The organism is Paracoccus stylophorae (genome assembly GCF_028553765.1).
In the GTDB taxonomy this organism is placed as follows: domain Bacteria; phylum Pseudomonadota; class Alphaproteobacteria; order Rhodobacterales; family Rhodobacteraceae; genus Paracoccus; species Paracoccus stylophorae.
The window spans coordinates 1,778,680-1,798,741 of sequence record NZ_CP067134.1; the positions used below are offsets into that span (position 1 = coordinate 1,778,680).

Below are 20,062 nucleotides of genomic sequence, written 5' to 3' on the forward strand. Positions count from 1 at the left end.
GTGAGAGGTTGGCGCGGGCAGGCGCCTCGCCAACTCGGTCAGGTCCGGAAGGAAGCAGCCGTAACGAGCCCCGCCTGGGTCGCTGTCCAGCCTCTCACCTCCGCCTTTCGCGCCACATTTCGTCTTGCGCGATGCCGCCGCAGGCATCATCCTTGCAGACATGAACAGCCGCACCCTTGCCCTGTCCGCCCTGCTGATCGCGCCCTTCTGCGCGGCGCAGCCCGTTCTAGCGCAGCAGGCCTATACGCCGCCGCTGGCCGATGAGACGCCGGGCGAACAACGCGCGCCGGATGAGGGGGCAGACGGGGCGACCGACGGTCTGGGCATGATCGAACGCGGCATGGGCAGGCTGTTTCAGGATTTCTGGACCGATGTGGAACCCGATCTGAACCGTCTGGGCGATGACATGGCGGGTGCGCTGTCGCGCATGGGGCCGGTGCTGAAGGATCTGTCGGTTCTGGTGGACGATCTGGGCAACTATCAGGCCCCGCAGCGGCTGGAAAACGGCGATATCCTGATTGCGCGAAAACCGGGCGCCCCGCCGCCGCCGCCTATCGGCGACAATTTGCAGGATCTGACGGACCCCGATCAGGACGAGTCCGCGCCCGACTCCCCGCCCGCCGTGCCGCGCGACCCGGACGCCCCCGAAATCGAGCTTTGAACGCCGCGCGCGGTGACCGGCAGATTGGCATCCTCGATCAGCCTGGCGTGACGCCGGCCCTCGGCCACCGCCTCCTCGAACAGGGCGATGCCCTTGGCCTCCAGTGCGGGGATCAGTTGCAGGAACGCCTTGGCCGTGGCCAGCGTGTCGCCCATGGCGGTGTGCCGGTCCTCGGGCGGGATGTCGATGCCCAGACGTTCGGTCAGCGCATCCAGCGTGTGCGGAACCGACCCGCCCCAGACCAGCGCCGACAGCAGGACCGTGTCCAGAACGCGATTGTCGAACATCGCCCCCGTCTCGGCGGCGGCGCGGCGCAGCATGCCCATGTCGAACGGCGCATTATGCGCGATCAGCACCGCATCCTCGGCAAAGTGATGAAACGCGGTCAGCGCGGCGGTCATGTCGGGCGCGTCGGCCACCATCTCGTCGGTGATGCGATGGATCGCGGTCGAGGCGGGCGGAATCGGACGGCCCGGATTGACCAGCGTCTCGAACCGCTCGCCGGTCAGGCGGCCGCGCGCGATCCGGACGCCGGCGATCTGCACGATCCGGTCGGTGGGCGACAGGCCGGTGGTTTCGGTGTCGAAGACCACGCAGGTCAGATCGGACAGCCGCGAAGAGGCCGCACCCCGGCCCGCCAGCGCGAAATCATAGGTCAGCCCGGTCCCCCCCGCCTGCCCCGGCGCCAGATGCAGCGGCAGGACCAGACGCGCCAGCGCGTCGCCCCTTTCCGGCCAGATGCCGGTGCCGTGGGTGGCAAGGATCTCGGTTCCCGACAGGTCGGGCTGCGCGGGATCGGGGGGCTGGGCCAGCCAGTCCTCAAGCCGGTCCATCGGCACCGCCGCGCCGTCCCATTCCAGCAGCAGACGCGCCTCGTCGGGGTCTTCCATCACCATCCGCAGACGCGGCTGAACCCCGTCCTCGCGCAGCCGGCCATCCAGCATCCGCAGCAGCCCGTTCATCGGTCCGGCCTCGGCCAGCAGCAGGATGCGCGGCAGATCCATGGCCACGTCCAGCCCCGCCGCCAGTTCCGCCGGCAGCGCCCGCCCGGTCGAGGCGTCGGCCGACATGATCTCGGACAGGCGGCGCGTGGCCTTGGCCAGCCCGTGCCCCTCGTCCCGGATCGCCTGGGCCAGCGCCGGCGGGATCGGGCCTTCCAGCGCGTCCAGCATCGGCACCAGCGTGGCGGCGTGGCGGCGCAGCGCCTCCATCGTGTCGCGGGGGGCGGGACGCTGCGGCAGCCGGTCGCGCAGGATCAGCAGCGTGCCGTCGTCGATGCGCCGCATCCGGCCCGACAGCCTTGCCCCTTCGGTCGTCAGACAGACCAGATCGGTGGCCTCGACCCCCGCCGCGATCCGCGCCGCCGCCGCCTCCAGCGCGCCCGACAGGATGTGCCGGTCCAGCGGCCGGTCCAGCGCCAGCCGCGGCAGCAGCCGCGCGGCCGAGGCGTTGTAGAAGACCACCCTGCCCTTGGCATCGGTCATCACCGCGCCCGATCCGAAATCGGCCAGGATCGATTCCAGCGTCGCCTTTTCGCGCGCCAGTTCGGCGGCGTGTTCCTGCACCGCCTCGGCCAGCGCCTCGGCGGTCCGTGCCCGCGCCTCGGCCGCATCGCGCGCCGCCGGGCCCAGATCCGCCAGATAGCGGGCATCGCTGACATCGGGGGCCTGTCCGGTCCGCAGCCCGCCGGCCAGCGCCTCGATCGGGCGGGCGACGTTGCGGTCGAACAGGAACCAGACCCCGGTGATCAGCCCCACCGAGGCGAAACCGGCGATCAGCCCGGCCTGAAGCATCGGGTCCAGCGACCGGTCCAGCCCCACCCCCGCCGCGTCCAGACGCCGCGCGCCCACCCACAGCCCCAGCACCAGCGTCGCCAGAACCGTCGCCGCCAGCCCGGCAAAGATCAGCAGCACGCGCAGACGCAGGGACAGCCGTTGCAGCATCACGTATCCAGCAGACGTGCCATCTCGGCGCGCAGCTCGTCCAGCTCGAATGGCTTGGCGATAAAGCCGTCGGCGCCCAGTGCCAGCCCCTTGCGCCGTTCCACGACCGAGCCGCGCGCCGTCATCATCAGCACCCGCACATCCTTCAGCGCCGGATCGGCGCGCACGTCCTGCACGATCTGATAGCCCGACACGTCGGGCAGCATCACGTCCAGCAGCACCAGATCGGGCTGCGTCTCGCGGATGCGCGCGACCGCGCCCTCGCCGGTTGCCAGCCTTGCGTGGCTGTGGCCGTCGCGCGTCAGCAGGAAATCCAGCGCGACGGCAATATTGTCCTCATCCTCGATCACCAGTATCTCGGCCATCCTCCCCCTCCCCATCGCAGACCAGGGCAAAGGCCGGATCATCCGCCCCCGCCGGTGTCCATTCGCCGTGCGCGGGCCGGATCCTGCCCTCGGCGCAGTCGAATTGCTGCGGCACGACCAGCGTCTGTCCCCGACGCTCGACCAGCATGATCCGGGCCTGTCTTATGCCCGACACCTCGTCGCTGATCGTCGCCGGGTCCAGCGCGGCAAAGCGCACCGCGACCGGCGCCAGATAGGTCCAGGGCGCCCAGGGCTGGCTGTCGCGCCCGATCAGCAGCATCCGCGTATCCTCGGGCAGCCGGCCCTGGGCGCGGGCAAGCCACGCATAATCGTTCCAGACCGAATATCCGATCATCGCCAGCCCGACGCCGGCCGGCAGCAGCCACAGCGGCAGGACCACACCCGCCTTGCGCAGCGCGTGCATGCCTGCATACAGCACCGCCGCCATCCCGACGCCCACCGCGATCACGCCCAGCAATTCGACGCCGACACCCGTCATCCCAGCATGCCCTTTCCGTGTCCCACCGCCGACTGCATCCCGCGCACGACGACAAAGGCGTCGCGCAGATGGCTGCGCTCGAAATCCGGCAGATCGGCGGGCGACAGATAGTTGTCGGGTTTGCGGCCGGTGTTGACCTCGTGCGCCTGGCTGTCCAGCCGCATGGTCTGGATCAGATCATAGGCCGCGATCAGATCGCGCGCGCCGCTGCCCGAGATCACGCCCTTCGCCTCGGCCTCCTGCAACCTTGCGCGGGTGTTCACCGGCGTCAGCCGCCCCTGCAACGCATAGACGCGGGCCAGATCGGTGACCGGCACGACGCCGTTATGCTTCATGTCGATATGGTGCCGATGCTCGCCCGAGCGGATCGTGGCGAAGCCGCCGATCAGCCCCAGCGGCGGGCGATGCTTCAACGCGTTCGAAATCATGTGCGCCACGAAGATCGAGTTTTTCGAGGCCATCTGCAACGTGTCCTGCTGCAACCCCGCCAGCAGCGTGGCATCGCCGCCGATGGCGCGCAGGTCGAACATGACGCTGGCCAGCATCTGCGCCTCGGGGCTGGGACGGTCGATCCAGTCGCGGAAATAGCGTTCCCAGACATTGCGCGGCTGGCGCCAGCGCGGGTTTGTGGCCATCATGTCGCCGGGACAATAGACATAGCCGCATTCGTGCAGCCCGTCGCTGACAAAGCGGGCCAGCTCGTCGAAATAGGGGTGCGCCGGGTCGGTGCCCTCGGCCAGGATCAGGCAGTTGTCCTGATCCGACACGCCGGTCTGTTCCTGCCGCCCCTGCGATCCGCACGCCGCCCACAGCCACGCGGCCGGCGCCGGGCCAAGCCGGTCCTGCGCCATGTCCAGCAGCCGCCGTGTCACCGCGTCGGCGATATCGGTGATCATGCGGGTGATGACCTCGTGACGCTGGCGCGCGCGCACCAGCTGCGTCAGCAGGCGCGGGATGCGCGCCGTCGTCTGCGCCATCTGGGCGACGGTCTCTGCCTCGGCCAGGTCGCGGATCACGGCCGAGGCGGTGATCGCCTGGAACCGGGTCAGGTCGGTCTGGCTGATCATGCCGATGAAGCGCCCGTCCTCGATCACCGGCAGATGGCCGATATGGGATTCCAGCATGATGTTCAGCACATCGTATCCCAGCGCCGTGGGCGGCAGGGTGATCGGGTCGGTCGTCATCACCTCGCCCACCGGGCGGTTCAGGTCGCGGCCCTCGGCGACCACGCGGTTCGACATGTCGCGGATCGTGACCAGCCCGGTCAGCCTGCCGTCGCGGGTGATGCCCAGGCTGCTGATATTGGCCTCGCGCATGATCCGGGCGGCCTCGATGATCGGCGTCTCGGCGGGACAGCTTTGCGGATCGCGGGTCAGCAGATCGCCCACTTTCAGCATCGCGATGTCGGGCGCACGTTCCGACAGGGTCCGGCCCCGGTCGAAGAACCGCGCCACCGCCCGGTGGGCGCCGATCAGGCGCATCACCTCGGCCCGCGGCAGCATCAGCACCACCGATTCCTCGGCCGCGCGTGCCGATGTGACCGCCGCGCCGTCGCGCAGCAGCCCGCGTTCACCGAAGGAATTGCCCGGACCCAGTTCCGACACCGAATCGCCGTTGCAATCGGTGACCGAGACGCGGCCCGACCGGATCAGATACAGCCCGGACAGCGAATCGCCGGCGTCATAGATCGCCTCGTCGGCGGCATAGGTCCTGCGGCTGAAGGAACCGGCGACACGCGCCAGCTCGTCCTGCGGCAGGCTGTCATAGGGGTGGACCGTGGCGATGAAGTCGGCCGTGTTGGACATCCCGGACATTCCCAGCAAAAAGGTTGAGGATGCCGCGCCCCCGGCAAAAGGGGCGCGGCGGTCTTGTCAGTGTGCCTGGGCCTGGCCGGCGCCGCGCGGAACGCGGATCGATTCGACCAGTTCCTGGATCTCGACCGGCGGCTCTTCGGTCGCGTTCGAGACCACATAGGCGACCACGAAGTTGATGATCGCGCCGACCACCCCGAACGAGGCGGGCGAGATGCCAAGCACCCATTCCGCAGGGACGTCGTTCAGCGAGTTCGTCCCCGAGATGAAGAACCATCCCTTGTAAAGGAAGATATAGACCAGCGTGGACAGGATACCGGCCAGCATCCCCGCGATCGCACCCTGCTTGTTGATGCGCTTGCTGAAGATGCCCATCATCAGGACAGGGAAGATTGAGCTTGCGGCAAGGCCGAAGGCCAGCGCCACGGTCTGCGCCGCAAAGCCCGGCGGGTTCAGCCCCAAGATCGTGGCAACCAGGATCGAGACCGCCATCGACACGCGTGCCGTCAGCAATTCGCCCCTTTCGCTGATACCGGGATTGAGCGAGCCCTTGATCAGGTCGTGACTGACCGCCCCCGAGATCGCCAGCAGCAGCCCCGCCGCCGTGGACAAAGCGGCCGCCAGACCGCCCGCCGCGACGATGGCGATCACCCAGCCCGGCAGGTTGGCGATTTCCGGGTTGGCCAGCACCATGATGTCGTTGTTCACGGTGGTCAGCTCGTTGCCTTGCAGGTTCTGCTCGGCAACCAGCGCCGCGACCTGTTCGTCATCGGTGGCCGCGTCGTTATAGTACTGGATCTGGCCGTCGCCGTTCTTGTCTTCCCAGTCCAGAAGACCGGTGACCTGCCAGTTGCGCATCCACTGCTTGTCCGGGTCGTTCTGGATCGATTCCAGCGAGACGGCCGGCTGGCTGAACGTGTCGCCCGCGCGCGCGCCCGGCCACATGGTCGTGGTCAGGTTGAAGCGCGACATCGAGCCCACGGCCGGCGCCACGGTATAAAGCAGCGCGATGAACACCAGTGCCCACCCCGCCGATTTGCGCGCATCCGACACTTTCGGCACGGTGAAGAAACGGATGATGACATGCGGCAGACCTGCGGTGCCGATCATCAGCGCCAGCGTGAACAGCACCATGTTCAGCGTGGTGCCGTGATGGCCGGTATAGGACCTGAAGCCCAGATCGGTCACCACCTGGTCCAGCTTGACCAGGAACTTGGTGTCGCTTCCGCTCAGCGTGCCGAACATGCCCGTCTGCGGCAGCACGTGCCCGGTCAGTTGCAGCGCGATGAACACCGCCGGGATCGTATAGGCGATGATCAGCACGATATACTGCGCCACTTGCGTATAGGTGATGCCCTTCATGCCGCCCAGAACCGAATAGGCGAACACCATCGCCGCACCGATCCACAGCCCGGTCGAATTCGACACTTCCAGATAGCGCGAGAAGGTGACGCCCACGCCGGTCATCTGCCCGATCACATAGGTGATCGAGATGATCAGCAGACAGATCACGCCGATGATGCGCGCGGTCTTGGAATAGAACCGGTCGCCGATGAATTCCGGCACGGTGAACTTGCCGAACTTGCGCAGATACGGCGCCAGCAGCATCGCCAGCAGGACATAGCCGCCGGTCCAGCCCATCAGATAGGTCGAGTTGTCATAGCCGGTGAAGGCGATCAGACCCGCCATCGAGATGAACGAGGCCGCCGACATCCAGTCGGCCGCCGTCGCCATGCCGTTCATGACCGGGCTGACGCCGCGGTTGGCGGCATAGAATTCCGCCGTCGATCCCGCACGGGCCCAGATCGCGATGCCGATATAGATCGCGAAGCTGATGCCGATGAAGATCAGGTTAAGTGTGAACTGGCTCATGTTTGTTCCCCCTCACTCGTCCACGCCGTGGTCGCGGTCGAGTGTGTTCATCCGCCACGCATAGAAGAAAATCAGCACGATGAAGACCAGGATCGAGCCTTGCTGCGCGAACCAGAAGCCCAGATCGGTGCCGCCGATCCTGATGCCCGACAGCATCGGCCGCAGGATGATCGCAAATCCATAGGACACCAGCGCCCAGATCGCGATGCAGATATAGATGATCTTCAGATTGGCCTGCCAATAGGCGTTCGATGATTGTCTGTCACTCATGTCCTTCGGACCCTCCCTGTTCAGACACGTCCCTCAGTTCCGCCCTTTCCGTATGCACAGCACGCCGGTTCCCGGCGAAAAGGCCGGCGCGCAGAAACGGGGCCGGCGCGCGGCCCCGCAATCGGTTTTCGGGATCAGCCCCGGTTCATCCGGTTCTCGATCAGATCGTCCACGACCTCGGGCTCGGCCAGGGTCGAGATGTCGCCCAGCGCGCCGTAATCGTTTTCGGCGATCTTGCGCAGGATGCGGCGCATGATCTTGCCAGACCGAGTCTTGGGCATGCCCGGCGCCCACTGGATCAGATCCGGCTTGGCGATCGGGCCGATTTCGGTGCGCACCCATTTTTCCAGCTCGGCGCGCAACTCGTCGGTCGGCTCCACACCGTTCATCAGCGTCACATAGGCATAGATGCCCTGCCCCTTGACCGGATGCGGATAGCCGACCACCGCCGCCTCGGCGACCTTCTGATGGGCGACCAGCGCGCTTTCGACCTCGGCCGTGCCCATGCGGTGGCCCGACACGTTGATCACGTCATCGACGCGACCGGTGATCCAGTAATATCCGTCCTCGTCCCGGCGGCAGCCGTCGCCGGTGAAGTAATAGCCGGGATATTGCTGGAAATACGTCTCCATGAAACGCTGATGATCGCCCCAGACGGTGCGCATCTGGCCGGGCCAGCTGTCGGCGATGCACAGAACGCCCTCGGCCGGATTGCCCTCGATCACCTCGGCGGTGGTCGGGTCCAGCACGGCGGGTTTGACGCCGAAGAACGGCACCGTGGCCGATCCGGGCTTGGTTTCGGTCGCGCCCGGCAGCGGCGTGATCATGTGTCCGCCGGTCTCGGTCTGCCACCAGGTATCGACGATCGGGCATTTGCCCTTGCCGACATTGTCGTTGTACCAGTTCCAGGCTTCGGGGTTGATCGGCTCGCCCACCGTGCCCAGCAGGCGCAGGCTGGACAGGTCGTGCTTTTCCACGAACCCGGTGCCCTTGGCCATCAGTGCGCGGATCGCGGTCGGCGCGGTGTAGAACTGGTTGACCTTGTGCTTGGCGCACACCTCCCAGAACCGGCCGGCATCGGGCCAGGTCGGCACACCCTCGAACATAACGGTGGTGGCGCCGTTGGCCAGCGGACCATAGATGATATAGCTGTGACCGGTCACCCAGCCCACATCGGCCGTGCACCAGAACACGTCGCCGTCCTTGTAGTCGAAGACGTATTCATGGGTCATCGCCGCAAAGACCAGATAGCCGCCGGTCGAATGAACCACGCCCTTCGGCTTGCCGGTGGACCCCGAGGTGTAAAGCACGAACAGCGGATCCTCGGCGTTCACGGGCCGCGCCGGGCAGTCCGGGCTGACATGCTTCATCTGTTCCTTGACGTCGACATCGCGCCCCTCGACCCAGGTGGTCTGGTCGCCGGTGTGCTTGACGACAAGGCAGCGCACCTTGTCCGAACAATGCAGCAGCGCCGCATCGGTATTCGACTTCAACCCGGTCCGGCGGCCGCCGCGCGGCGCGGTGTCGGCGGTGATCACGACCTTGGCGCCCGAATCGTTGATCCGGTTGGACAGCGCGTCGGGCGAAAACCCGGCAAAGACGATGGAATGAATGGCCCCGATCCGCGCGCAGGCCAGCATAGCATAGGCCGCCTCGGGGATCATCGGCAGATAGATCACGACGCGGTCGCCGCGCATGACGCCCTGGCTCAGCAGGACATTCGCCATCCGGTTCACGTTGTCGGACAGCTGGTTATAGGTGATGTGCTGGGCCTCGGCCGCGGGGTCGTCGGGCTCGAAGATGATCGCGGTCTGATCGCCGCGCGTCTCCAGATGCCGGTCGACGCAGTTCACGCAGGCGTTCAGAACACCGTCCTCGAACCACTTGATGCTGACCTGCCCGAAAGTGAAATCGGTGTTCTTGACCTTGGTATAGGGCTTGATCCAGTCCAGCCGCTGCCCCTCGCGCCGCCAGAACCCCTCGGGATCCTCAATCGATTCGGCATAGAGACGGCGATACTCTTCGGGCCCGGCATGGGCGTTCTCGAACCCCGGCGGAATGGCCTGTTTTTCAACGGTTTCAGTGCTCATGTAATCCCCTCCTCGAAGCTGTGTCCCGGCCTGCGGATCGGGCCGGAAAACCGGCGCGGCGGGGACACTTGGCAAACCCGAGGGAATGTTAATCACATGATGGGTAGAATGTTAAGTATTTTTTAAATAAGGATTTTTCTGTAAATTTATTCACGGAATCCTGATGCAAATTGTAAATGCTTCACAACCCCGTCATCGGTCGCGGCTTGCACGCGCAGCGCCCGCCGCAATAGCAAACGCCGCCGCGGGACCTGACCCGCGACGGCGCCCCTGCCCGATGCCGGGCGCGTCAGGTCGCCCTGTCCATCCGCGCGTACACGCAGACCTTGCCCTTGACCCGCGTGCTCCAGTTCAGGCGCAACTGCCGCTTGCTGGTTCCCACGAACCCCTGCACCCACGGCATGGCATCGACGGTCTTGCCCGAGGCGTCGGTGATCGGCCCCTCCAGCACCACCGATTCCACCGACTTGGCCCAGCCCTGGAACGGCAGGCCCTGGATGACCGGCAGCGTCCACGCGTTCGAGGCCGAATTCTGGCTGTGCTGGATCATCAGCGGGTTCGATACGTAATGCGTGATGCCGTTGAACGTGTTCCCCTCGAACTGGATGTTGCGCATGTTCAGGTAATCCAGGTCCGCGATCGAGGTATCGACGCGCTCGATCCTGTCGATGCGGTTGACCAGCGACTTGAAGACGTTTCCCACGACGCTGAGGCCGTGAATGTAATGCCCCGCACCATAGGGCTTCACCGTCAGCCAGGTGAACCACGGCACCGTGCGGCTGCACAGGCAGGTGTTGCCGGTCAGGGTCAGCCCGCCAAAGCTGTATTCGTTGCCGTCGAAATCGGGACGCGCGCTGTGTTCGTTCGTCCACTCGATCGAGGCGTTGTCGATATAGTTGCCCGACACCGTCGTCTGCACATTGGTCTGGGTCAGCACCAGCCCGGCAAAGCGCAGCCCGTCGCCGCTGCCGTCGCCCTGAAACCAGTGATTGCCGCTGATGATATGGCCCCCGCCCGCGGCGACCATGAAATGCGCGAACCGGACAAAGCGGTTGTTGCGCATCTTCACGTCGTTGGCGTTGACGTTGATGGCGATGGTCTTGCGCTGCTGCGCAGGCAGGCTCATCTCGTTGGACAGGAACTGGCAGCGGTCGATCAGCATGTCCTGACAGCCCCGCCCGATCGAGGTGATCGCCCGGTCCCGCGGCCTCGTCAGATAGCAGTCGCGCACCGCAATCATCTCGCCATCCGCCGGCAGCATGATCGCGCTGCCGACGCCCTGACACACCAAGTCCAGATCGACGAAATTCAGCCGGTCCAGCCGGTCCAGCCCCGAAAAATCGAACATATAGCGATAACGCTCGAAGCTAAAGCTGCGCCGGCCCGCCCCGCCATACAGCGGCTGCGACAGGTTCAGCCAGCCCTCGCCGACATTCTTGCCGTTGACATAGACCTCGCGCCCGACGCCGTTGCCGCTGATCCGGCTGCCGACCTCGATCGCGGCGACATTGGTCACGTTCGTCAGCCGCGTCGGGCGGGCCGGGTCATAGCTGCCCGAACTGGTCCAGGTGCCGGTTTTCCAGGCCGGCCCGTCCACCAGCACGATACTGCCGTTGCAGATCACGCGGCGGTTGGAAAACCCCGACAGATCGGGGGCGACATGGGTGATCACCATGGGTTCGGTCAGTTCGATCCGCCGGCCGCGCAGATCCAGCGAGACATGGTCGGTATAGCCGAACAGCGCCTGCAACGCCTTTTTCAGGCCAAGCGTTTCATCGGCGAACGCATCGGCATAGGTCGGAAAATCGAAGCTTTCCAGAAACGAGACCCGCGTCGCATCGGGCGTGGTCAGCCGGCCCTTGAACCGGATCGGACTGCGGATGCCGATATCGCCCGAAATGAAGAAATTCCCCTCGGGCACAAGGATCCAGCCACCATTGGCGGCGTTGTCGGCGGCGATGAACGCCGCCCGGTCATTGGTGACGCCATCGCCCACCGCGCCGAAATCGCGCACATCGACCCAGTCGATCAGGCTGGGCACGAACGCGGCCGTGACATCCTCGATCCGGATCGACTCGATGCGGATCGCGCCGCCATTGGGTCCGATCAGATCAAGCCCGAAATGCCCGAAGACCGGTTTCGTGCCCCACGCCATGTCCACGCCGCCGCGCGCGCCGACCCCGACGATGGCGCTGACCTCGACCACATCGCCGAAATGGCGCAGCTGCACCGTCGGGCCGGTCTCGGTCAGGCCGGTGACGTGGTTGCGCCCGCCATCGCCCGCCCAGCCCGCGATGCGCACGCCGCACAGCGCGCCGGCCACCGCCTTCACGCGGGCCGAGACGCGCAGATAGACGCCGGGGATCATCGGCGTCTCGCCCATGAACCGGACGCTGGTCGTCGTCTGCTGCTTCAGGATTTCCAGGCAGGGGCCGAAAACCTGATCCGACGGATGGATGGACGCGTTGTCCGCATTCGCCCATGTCGCCGAGCCCGATCTGCCGTCGCTGCGCGACCACGCGTTCAGACCCGCGCGGAAGGCCGGGGGCATCAGCAAAAGGCCGTTCGTGATCGCAATGTTCATCTGCTGTCTCCTCAGGACGGTTCGCAGGCGGGCTCGACGCGCGGGACCCGGCTGATGCCTGAAGACATAGTTGATGAAAGCTTAACGACGGGTGAAGCCGGCGCGCGATGCAACGCGGAAACCGGCAACGGCGCGGCCGGCAAGGGGGCTTTCACCCCCCTCTCGCCGCCGCGCGGATCAGGCCGGCGCGTCCAGCAATTCGCCCGCCAGCGCGCGTTCGATCAGCGCGCGCGTCTCGTCGATGCCGTAAAGCGCGATGAAGCCGCCAAAGCGCGGCCCCTGATCGGCGCCCAGCAACACCTGATACAGCGTTGCGAACCAGTCGCGCAGCGGCTCGAACCCGTGTTCGCGCCCGACCGCAAAGACCATGGATTGCAACGCCTCGGGGTCTGCGGGCTGATCCCATGCCGCCAGCCGCCCCGCCAGATCCTCCAGCGCGCGTCGTTCGATTTCCGTCGGCGCACGGAACGTCCGCGCCGGTGCCACGAAATCCTCGAAATAACGCAGCGCGAAACCGGCCGCCTGATCCAGACCCGGATGGGTTTCGGGGCTGGCCTCGGGCGCATAGCGGCGGATAAAGCCCCACAACCCGTCCTTGCCGCTGGCGCCCGCGACCGAGGCGAGGTTCAGAAGCATCTGGAACGGCACGACCATGTCCGAGGCGGGAACGTCGCCGCCATGAATATGCCAGACCGGGTTGGCCGCCTGCTGTTCGGGCGTCTGATCGGGAAAGGCGCGCAATTGCTGATGGTATTCGTCCACCGCCTTCGGAATCACGTCGAAATGCATCCGCTTGGCCGATTTCGGCTTCTGATACATGAAATAGGACAGGCTTTCGGTCGCGGCATAGGTCAGCCATTCGTCGATCGACAGGCCGTTGCCCTTGGATTTGCTGATCTTCTGGCCGTCCTGGTCCAGAAACAGCTCATAGATGAAATGTTCGGGCGCGCGCCCGCCCAGGATCTCGCAGATGCGGTCATAGATCGGCGTGTTGGTGCTGTGGTCCTTGCCATACATCTCGAAATCCACGTCCAGCGCGGCCCATCGCGCGCCGAAATCCGGCTTCCATTGCAGCTTGACCTGCCCGCCGGTGACCGGCAGCGTCAGTTCCTGTCCATCCTCGTCGAAGGTGACGGTGCCGTTCTTCGCATCGACATGCTTGATCGGCACATACAGAACCCGGCCCGTGGTCGGGCTGATCGGCAGGAAACAGCTATAGGTCTGCTGCCGTTCCTCGCGCAGGCTGGCCAGCATCACCTCCATGATCGCGTCATAGCGTTCCGCCGCGCGCAGAAGCGTGTCGTCGAACCGGCCCGAGCGGTAGAAATCGGTCGCGCTGATGAACTCGTATTCGAACCCGAACGTGTCCAGGAACCTGCGCAGCATGGCGTTGTTGTGGGCGCCGAAACTGTCATGCTCGCCGAACGGATCGGGCACGCTGGTCAGCGGCTTTTGCAGATGCTCGCGCAGCATGTCCTGTCGGGGCACGTTGTCGGGCACCTTGCGCATGCCGTCCATGTCGTCCGAAAAGCAGATCAGCCGCGTCGGAATGTCGCTGATGACCTCGAAGGCGCGGCGGATCATCGTGGTCCGCGCCACCTCTCCGAACGTGCCGATATGGGGCAGGCCGGACGGGCCGTAACCCGTCTCGAACAGCACGAACCCCTTTTCGGGGTCCTTCTTCTCATAGCGTTTCAGCACCCGGCGCGCCTCTTCGAACGGCCAGGCCTTCGATGTCATCGCGGCGTCGCGCAGGGTGGTCATGATCGCTGCTCCTGTTGCAAGGCTCCGACGGCTTATTGAAAGCCCGCGACATCGTCAATAATTTGCACCGGTGAACCAGATGGAGTCGCCAGGATGACCGCCGAACTGCCCTCTTTCTCGCCATGCGATGCGCTGGTCGCGGTGATGGTGGCCGTTTCGGCCTCGGACCAGACGATGCGGACCTCGGAACTGGTCGCGATCCAGCGCAATGTCGATCACGCGCCGGCCTTTGCCGAATACGACGATTCCCGCATCCGCGCGGTCAGCCAGACGGTGATCTCGCTGTTCGAGGAAGAGGACGGGCTTGACGCGCTGTTCGGACTGGTGCGCGAGGCATTGCCCGCGAAACTGCACGAAACCGCCTATGCGCTGGCCTGCGACGTGGCCGCCGCCGACGGCCGGCTGTATGAGGGCGAGATCGAGATGCTGGCCGAAATCCGCGACCAGCTCAGCATCGCGCGCCTGCACGCCGCCGCGATCGAGCTGTCCGCACAGGTGCGCCACCGCGTCCTGTAAGCTACAGCCAGCGTTGCGCCCATCCGGCCAGCAATTGCCCTTGCAGCGTCTTGGCCTCGTGCGTCCATCCGCGCACGCCCGCGGGCAGTTCCTGACCGGTGGTCGCCGTATGACGCGCGCCATCGGCGCACAGGATCGCAAAGACGGCGTGTCCGCCATCCGCGCGCAGATGCCCCGACAGGTTCGACACGAAATTCAGCGTGCCGGTCTTGGCGGCGACCTGGAAACCGCGGTCGGGCAACGCGCCCAGATCGTCCGCCAGCGGATCGCGCTTCAGCAGCGGCGCCAGATCGGCCGCGCCCTCGGCCGACAGTATCGCGCGGGCCAGCCCCAGGGCAGTGACGCGACTTTCGCCGGACAGTCCCGAATGATCGTGCAGGCGGAACCCCTGACCAAGCCCCTGCGCGTGCAACCAGTTCTGCATCGCCGCCGCCGATGCCGCGGGATCGGATGCGCCGCTGGCGTGCAGCCCCACCACCTCGGCCGTCAGGTTGGTCGAGAAGTACAGCATGTCGCGCAGGATCTGCCGCAACGGCTGGCTGTCCAGCGACGCGACCTCGTCTCCCTCCGGCAGCGTGTCGATGATTTCCGGCGTGGGCAGCACCAGCCCCCTGGCCCGGCACAGCGTCTGGAAGACATCGCCCGCATACAGTTCCGGCTTGCGCACCGGCAACCAGCGGCTGCCCGGCCGGGTCACGGCCGAACGCGCGACGGTCCAGCGTTCGTGCAGCGGGTCGGCGTGATAGGCGAACAGGGCGCGATGATCGCCCGGCTCGACCGTGATCGTATAGGCGCGCGGAGAATTTGCCGCCGCCCGCGCCTCAAGCCGCATCTGCACGGCGCCGCCCGCGGTGCGCCAGCCCAGATGTACGCGATTGAAATTCAGGATCATCCCCGACAGCGCCGGATTATAGGCCAGATGATCGGCCTGATCGGGCACGATCCGCGCCAGCCGGGGCAACGCGCCGCCCCAGACGGCAAAGCGCGGCGGCGATGTCTGCCCGCTTGCCACCAGATCGGCGGCCAGTCGCGCCAGATCGTCGGTGGACAGCACCGGATCGCCGCCGCCGGCCAGAACCAGCATGTCGCCCGCCCGCAGCACCCGCGTGCGGAACCGGTGCGCCGGGCCCAGCCGCGCCAGCGCATACAGCGCGGTCAGCGCCTTCATCGTGCTGGCCGGCGGCAGCGCGGCCATCGCGCCGCCGCTGTCCAGAACCCGCCCATCATCGGCGTCCAGCAGCGCATATCCCACCGTCCCGGACAGGCCGGACCGTGCCACGATCCGGGCCGCATCCGGCGCCGGGCGCAGCGGCGGCCGCTGCGCCAGCCCCGTCACCTGCGGCCAGGCCGCCGAGGCCGGCAGCGCCAGCGCCCCCGCAAGCAGGCCGCGTCGTGTCAGCCGGGTCATCCTGCCCCCTCCTTTTCAATCAGGTTCTGCCGCGCCGCGCGGATCGCGGTCGAGGATTGCGCCGACATCGGCAGATTGATCAGCACCCAGGCCGGCGGCGTGCGCAGCGCCAGCGTGCCGGCCTGCGACGGCGGCAGGCGCCAGGGCTGCATGATCCGCGCCGCCCGCGAATGCCGCGCCGCGATCCGCGTACCGGGCCGCGCCAGAACGCCGATGGGCACCATCCGGGCGATGTCCTGCCAGCGATCCCATCGGTCGAACTGCACCAGATTGTCCGACCCCATCAGCCAGACAAAGCGCACGCCGGGATAAAGCGCGCGCAGTGCCGCGACCGTGTCCACCGTCAGGCGCATGTCCAGCCGCGCCTCGAGATCGGTCACCACGATATCAGGATCGCGCAGCATCCGCCGTGCGGTGCGGATGCGTTCTGCAAGCGGGGCCGGGCCGCGGGATTTCAGCGGATTGCCGGGCGAGACCAGCCACCAGACCCGGTCCAGCCGGAACCGGCGCTTGGCGATGCGGCTGACATGGACATGGCCTTCATGGGCGGGATCGAACGATCCGCCCAGAAGCCCGATGCACATGCCCGGCTGTGCGATGGGAAATCCCGGTGCCATGCCCAACGGATTAGAGCATCGGATGCGGCAAGCCAACACGAGCCGTCATCCGCCGGACGCCGCGCGCAGCCGGCCCTGTCCGCCGCCCCGCACCACGCATTTCAATCGCTGCCGTCCGTCGGCCGGTCCAGGATCGTGACCCGCCCCCTGCCCTCGCGCTTGGACCGATACAGCGCGGCGTCGGCATCCGACAGCATGCGTTCGGCCGACACATCCCGGTAAAAGCGCGACATGACGATGCCGACACTGGCCGAGACGCGGCAGATGTCGGGACGATCCACCAGCGCCGCCTCGATCTCCGCGATGATCCGCCGGGCCAGCCGGTCCAGCTTCGCCCCATCCTGCAACCCCCTGAGGATCAGCACGAACTCGTCGCCGCCGACACGTGCGGCGGTGTCGTCGCGGCGCGTCACCTGCCGCAGCACATCGGCGACATGGCACAGCAGCCGGTCGCCCTCGGCATGACCCATGCGGTCGTTGACCTGCTTGAAATGATCCAGGTCCAGATGCGCCAGCGCGAAGCCCGCATCCGGGTCCGACGCCATGTTCCCGCGCGCGGTCCGCATCGCGCGGGCCAGCGCCGCCTCCAGCCCGCGCCGGTTGCACAGCCCGGTCAGCGGGTCGGTATGGGCCTGGATCTCGGCGGCCTCGCGCGCGGCCTCAAGCTGGTTGTTGAACCGCGACAACTCGGCCATCACGCCCCCCATGGCCTCGCGCATGAACAGCAGCTCCATCGCCAGCTCTGGGGGTGCGAAATCGCGGTCGGTGAGATGCGCGGCGCGCACCGCGTCGTGCAAGCCGATGCCGAAGCCCAGATTCAACAGCAGCGAATCGTCCTGCGCCGCGACCGCGTGGCCGCGCAGGTTCAGATGCGGCGCGGCGCGCATCCGCAGAAACAGACGCTCCTCGCGACCCGCGCACTGGCGGATCAGTGACACAAGATCGTCCGCGGCGCCCGCGCGCCCGTTCTGGAATGCCTCATGAAGATGGCCGTGACCCGTGCCGATCAGCTTGCGCAAGGTGGGTCCGGCGGACAGGATCGCGCCCGCCCCGTTCAGCCAAAGATGCATGGGCAGCAGCCGGTCCAGCGCAGGCGCCGGCAAGGCGGGCGGAACGCACCCGTGCGTCCGCGCGCTCATGCCGGCAGGTCCCCTTCGCGCGGCAAGGCCTGGCCAAGCCGGAATTCGCGCGGCGCGGCGAAGGCGTCGTCCGAGATGCTGACGATCACGCAGCTTCCCTCGACCTCGATCACGCTCAGCGCGCCGTAATCGTCGGCCATCACCCGCACCAACCCGGCAAACAGCGACGTCCAGCCCATCGCAGACGGCGCCAGCACAAGCCGCAGCGTCCGGCCGGGTTCGTGCACCACGTCGATGCGCGGCATCCGCAGATCGGGCATCACAAACCGCGCGCGCCCCGGCAGTTCCTCAAGGCTGATGACGAAATCCTCGAAATCGCGGCCCGAGAATCGCATCAGCCGGCGGATCGGCTCTCGGCGGGCAAGCCATGCGCCCATGTCTTCCAGCAACTCGGCCACGGGCTTGTCCAGCCGCGAAGCCGCCATCGGGATCAGCCGTTCGGAGCGGTCGCGCGACACGGACAAGGCTTCGGGCGAAGCCTGCTGGTTGGCCGATTCGGCCTCGCAGCCGGCAAGAACCTGGGCCCACACCGCGTCACCATAGGTGTCGCAAAGAAATTCCTCGACCGCCCGGAACACAAGCCTGTGCATCTGTCCACCTCTCTGGCGGATCACCCTAGCGGCCGGAGGTGAAGAAATCGCAAATGCGGACGGATGCCGAGGCCCGCGATCTAATCCGCCTCCCAGCCATAGCTGCCCGGCCCCGCCATCACGACGCGCGCCGACAGGAAATCCTGCGGCCGCACATCCAGTTCATTGGCAGCGTCCAGAACCCGCGAATCGTCCTCAAGCAGGAAATCGAGGACGTGCAGGCTCATCTCGGGCTGGCCTGCCATCTCGCGCAGATCCTGCACCTGCAGGCCGGTCGCGCCCAGAAATGTCGCCGCCAGTTCCGGTCGTTCGACGATATAGATCAGCCCGGCCATCGCCAGGTCCTGCGCGCTGTCGGCACTCTGCGCCATCTTGTGTCCTTTCATTCCGTCGGCGGAAATCGGCCGATCCGATTCACGTCGAAACCGTTTGTTAAGAAGTTGGTGACAGGGTCCGTCCTCAGACACGGCAAGTAAAGGGACGACCCGTCCGATGACAGCACGCATCCTGGTGGCAGATGGGATGGCGACGATGCGCATCACGCTGAAGGTGCGCCTTGCCTCTGCCTGCTATGACGTCTTGACGGCGGCGACGGCCTGCCAGTTGCTGCAACAGGCCCGCGACGGCCGCCCCGATCTGATCGTGCTGGGCAGCGGGTTTGCCGGCCGCACCCAGGCCGAGATCTGCCGCGACCTTGCGCGCGACCGCGACTGCACGGCGATCCCGGTCCTGATGCTGGCCGGCGGCGAAACCCGGCTTCAGGCGTTGCAGGCCGGCGCGACCGCCGTTCTGGACCCGGCGGTGGACGAACAGATGCTGCTGGCGCGCATTCGCGGCCTGCTGCGCGACGCCGGATCGGGGATCGAGCCGCAGCGGTCGATGGCCGAGGCGCCCGCGGCCTTCGCCGGGCCGGCGCCCACGCGGCAGGTGGCGCTTGTCGCGGACGATGCCGCGCGCGCGCTGCGATGGCGGCATCTGTTGCAACGCCGGCTGGCCTGCCGGTTCTCGGTCTTCACCCCGGAAGAGGCGCTTGGCGCGGCGGCGGGCGGACGCGCCGCCGACCTGTATCTGATCGCCGCCGATATCGAGGGGCGCGGCGACGGTCTGCGCCTGCTGTCCGAACTGCGGTCGCGCACCGGATCGCGCGACGCGGCCTTCGTGATCGCCACCGCGCCCGACCGGGCGGAATTGTCGGCCATCGCGCTGGATCTGGGCGCGGGCGAGGTGCTGCCGCTGGATCTGGGCGGCGATGCGGGCATCGAGATCGCGACGCTGGCCCTGCAGATGCAGCTGGCGCGCAAGCAGCAGGGCGACAGGCGCCGGGCCGAGGCGCGGCGCAACATGCTGTGGGCGATGACCGACCCGCTGACCGGACTTTACAACCGGCGCTATGCCCTGCCGCGCCTGACGGAAATCGCGCGCGATTCGCTGCGCGACGATGCGCCCTTTGCGGTGATGGCGCTGGATCTGGACCGCTTCAAGCGGATTAACGACAGTCACGGACACGCCGCGGGCGATGCGGTCCTGCGCGATGTCGCCCACCGGCTGGAAACCGCAATGGCGGGCGACGGCATCACCGCCCGGCTTGGCGGGGAAGAGTTTCTGGCCGTGCTGCCCGCCACCGACGAGGCGCAGGCATGGCGGCGGGCCGAGGATCTGCGCCGCGCGGTCGAGGCGCGCCCCATCGCGCTGCCGGATCTGTCGGGCGGCGGACAGGTGGCCATCACCCTCTCCATCGGCGTGGCGATCGGCCATTCCCGAAACCCCGCCGCCGCGCCCGACCGGCTGGCCGAAACCTCGCTGGAACGCGCCGACCGTGCGCTGATGTCGGCCAAGACGCTTGGCCGCAACCGCGTCATGCTGGCGCAGGCCGAACGCGCGGCCTAGGCTGCCGGGGGGCTGGCGAAACGGCGGCCAAGACCCTACATTGGGG

At 66.9% G+C, this 20,062-nt stretch carries 17 protein-coding genes and 1 other RNA gene; 4 read left to right on the forward strand and 14 right to left on the reverse strand.

The genetic code is table 11. The features are described 5' to 3' along the window. The first annotated feature begins 2 nt into the window (after positions 1-2). Together ffs and JHW45_RS08700 are read left to right on the forward strand one after the other, a co-directional pair. An RNA gene (gene ffs, locus JHW45_RS08695) (signal recognition particle sRNA small type) lies at positions 3-99 on the forward strand. A 61-nt stretch (positions 100-160) separates the two neighbouring features. Then, positions 161-661, forward strand: coding sequence for a hypothetical protein (locus JHW45_RS08700; protein ID WP_272860467.1), 501 nt, complete (start codon positions 161-163; stop codon positions 659-661). Here the strand turns inward: JHW45_RS08700 and JHW45_RS08705 are convergent. The 9 genes from JHW45_RS08705 to JHW45_RS08745 form a co-directional block, all read right to left on the reverse strand. Further along, positions 589-2,604, reverse strand: a complete 2,016-nt coding sequence (locus JHW45_RS08705; protein WP_272860468.1) for a 3'-5' exonuclease — start codon at positions 2,602-2,604, stop codon at positions 589-591. The two genes, JHW45_RS08700 and JHW45_RS08705, sit on opposite strands and share 73 nt — an antisense overlap. Continuing rightward, positions 2,604-2,969, reverse strand: coding sequence for a response regulator transcription factor (locus JHW45_RS08710; protein ID WP_272860469.1), 366 nt, complete (start codon positions 2,967-2,969; stop codon positions 2,604-2,606). Before JHW45_RS08710 ends, JHW45_RS08705 begins: the two co-directional genes overlap by 1 nt. After that, positions 2,941-3,468 carry a hypothetical protein gene (locus JHW45_RS08715; RefSeq protein WP_272860470.1) on the reverse strand — a complete coding sequence of 176 codons (528 nt, stop codon included), beginning with the start codon at positions 3,466-3,468 and terminating at the stop codon, positions 2,941-2,943. Before JHW45_RS08715 ends, JHW45_RS08710 begins: the two co-directional genes overlap by 29 nt. Further along, positions 3,465-5,282: a DUF294 nucleotidyltransferase-like domain-containing protein gene (locus JHW45_RS08720; protein ID WP_419181848.1), complete on the reverse strand. Its 1,818-nt coding sequence runs from the start codon at positions 5,280-5,282 to the stop codon at positions 3,465-3,467. Before JHW45_RS08720 ends, JHW45_RS08715 begins: the two co-directional genes overlap by 4 nt. 57 nt (positions 5,283-5,339) lie before the next feature. Continuing rightward, complete coding sequence (locus JHW45_RS08725) at positions 5,340-7,151, reverse strand: sodium:solute symporter family protein (RefSeq protein ID WP_272860472.1); 1,812 nt, start codon at positions 7,149-7,151, stop codon at positions 5,340-5,342. 12 nt (positions 7,152-7,163) lie between these two features. Next, positions 7,164-7,421, reverse strand: a complete 258-nt coding sequence (locus JHW45_RS08730) for a DUF4212 domain-containing protein (protein WP_272860473.1) — start codon at positions 7,419-7,421, stop codon at positions 7,164-7,166. Between the two features lie 134 nt (positions 7,422-7,555). Beyond that, complete coding sequence (gene acs / locus JHW45_RS08735) at positions 7,556-9,511, reverse strand: acetate--CoA ligase (RefSeq protein ID WP_272860474.1); 1,956 nt, start codon at positions 9,509-9,511, stop codon at positions 7,556-7,558. A gap of 289 nt (positions 9,512-9,800) precedes the next feature. Continuing rightward, on the reverse strand, positions 9,801-12,095 hold the full coding sequence (locus JHW45_RS08740; protein WP_272860475.1) for a glycosyl hydrolase family 28-related protein: 2,295 nt from the start codon (positions 12,093-12,095) through the stop codon (positions 9,801-9,803). A gap of 177 nt (positions 12,096-12,272) precedes the next feature. After that, positions 12,273-13,859: a lysine--tRNA ligase gene (locus JHW45_RS08745; protein ID WP_272860476.1), complete on the reverse strand. Its 1,587-nt coding sequence runs from the start codon at positions 13,857-13,859 to the stop codon at positions 12,273-12,275. A gap of 93 nt (positions 13,860-13,952) precedes the next feature. Here JHW45_RS08745 and JHW45_RS08750 point away from each other — a divergent pair, with 93 nt between their 5' ends. Further along, positions 13,953-14,375 carry a tellurite resistance TerB family protein gene (locus tag JHW45_RS08750; protein WP_272860477.1) on the forward strand — a complete coding sequence of 141 codons (423 nt, stop codon included), beginning with the start codon at positions 13,953-13,955 and terminating at the stop codon, positions 14,373-14,375. A 1-nt stretch (position 14,376) separates the two neighbouring features. Here the strand turns inward: JHW45_RS08750 and JHW45_RS08755 are convergent, their stop codons facing one another. The 5 genes from JHW45_RS08755 to JHW45_RS08775 form a co-directional block, all read right to left on the reverse strand. After that, positions 14,377-15,783, reverse strand: a complete 1,407-nt coding sequence (locus tag JHW45_RS08755; RefSeq protein WP_272860478.1) for a D-alanyl-D-alanine carboxypeptidase — start codon at positions 15,781-15,783, stop codon at positions 14,377-14,379. Then, entirely contained in the window at positions 15,780-16,400 is a 621-nt protein-coding gene (locus JHW45_RS08760) for a nicotinate-nucleotide adenylyltransferase (protein WP_272860479.1), read from the reverse strand. Before JHW45_RS08760 ends, JHW45_RS08755 begins: the two co-directional genes overlap by 4 nt. Positions 16,401-16,501: 101 nt before the next feature. Continuing rightward, positions 16,502-17,539, reverse strand: a complete 1,038-nt coding sequence (locus JHW45_RS08765; RefSeq protein WP_272860480.1) for a GGDEF domain-containing protein — start codon at positions 17,537-17,539, stop codon at positions 16,502-16,504. Next, complete coding sequence (locus JHW45_RS08770) at positions 17,536-18,129, reverse strand: heme NO-binding domain-containing protein (protein ID WP_272860481.1); 594 nt, start codon at positions 18,127-18,129, stop codon at positions 17,536-17,538. The genes JHW45_RS08765 and JHW45_RS08770 overlap by 4 nt, the downstream gene beginning before the upstream one ends. An 80-nt stretch (positions 18,130-18,209) precedes the next feature. Then, positions 18,210-18,500 (reverse strand): DUF3572 domain-containing protein, encoded by a 291-nt coding sequence (locus JHW45_RS08775; RefSeq protein ID WP_272860482.1) that lies wholly within the window; start codon positions 18,498-18,500, stop codon positions 18,210-18,212. 121 nt (positions 18,501-18,621) lie between these two features. Here JHW45_RS08775 and JHW45_RS08780 point away from each other — a divergent pair, with 121 nt between their 5' ends. Then, positions 18,622-20,016, forward strand: coding sequence for a diguanylate cyclase (locus tag JHW45_RS08780; protein ID WP_272860483.1), 1,395 nt, complete (start codon positions 18,622-18,624; stop codon positions 20,014-20,016). Positions 20,017-20,062 lie beyond the last annotated feature (46 nt).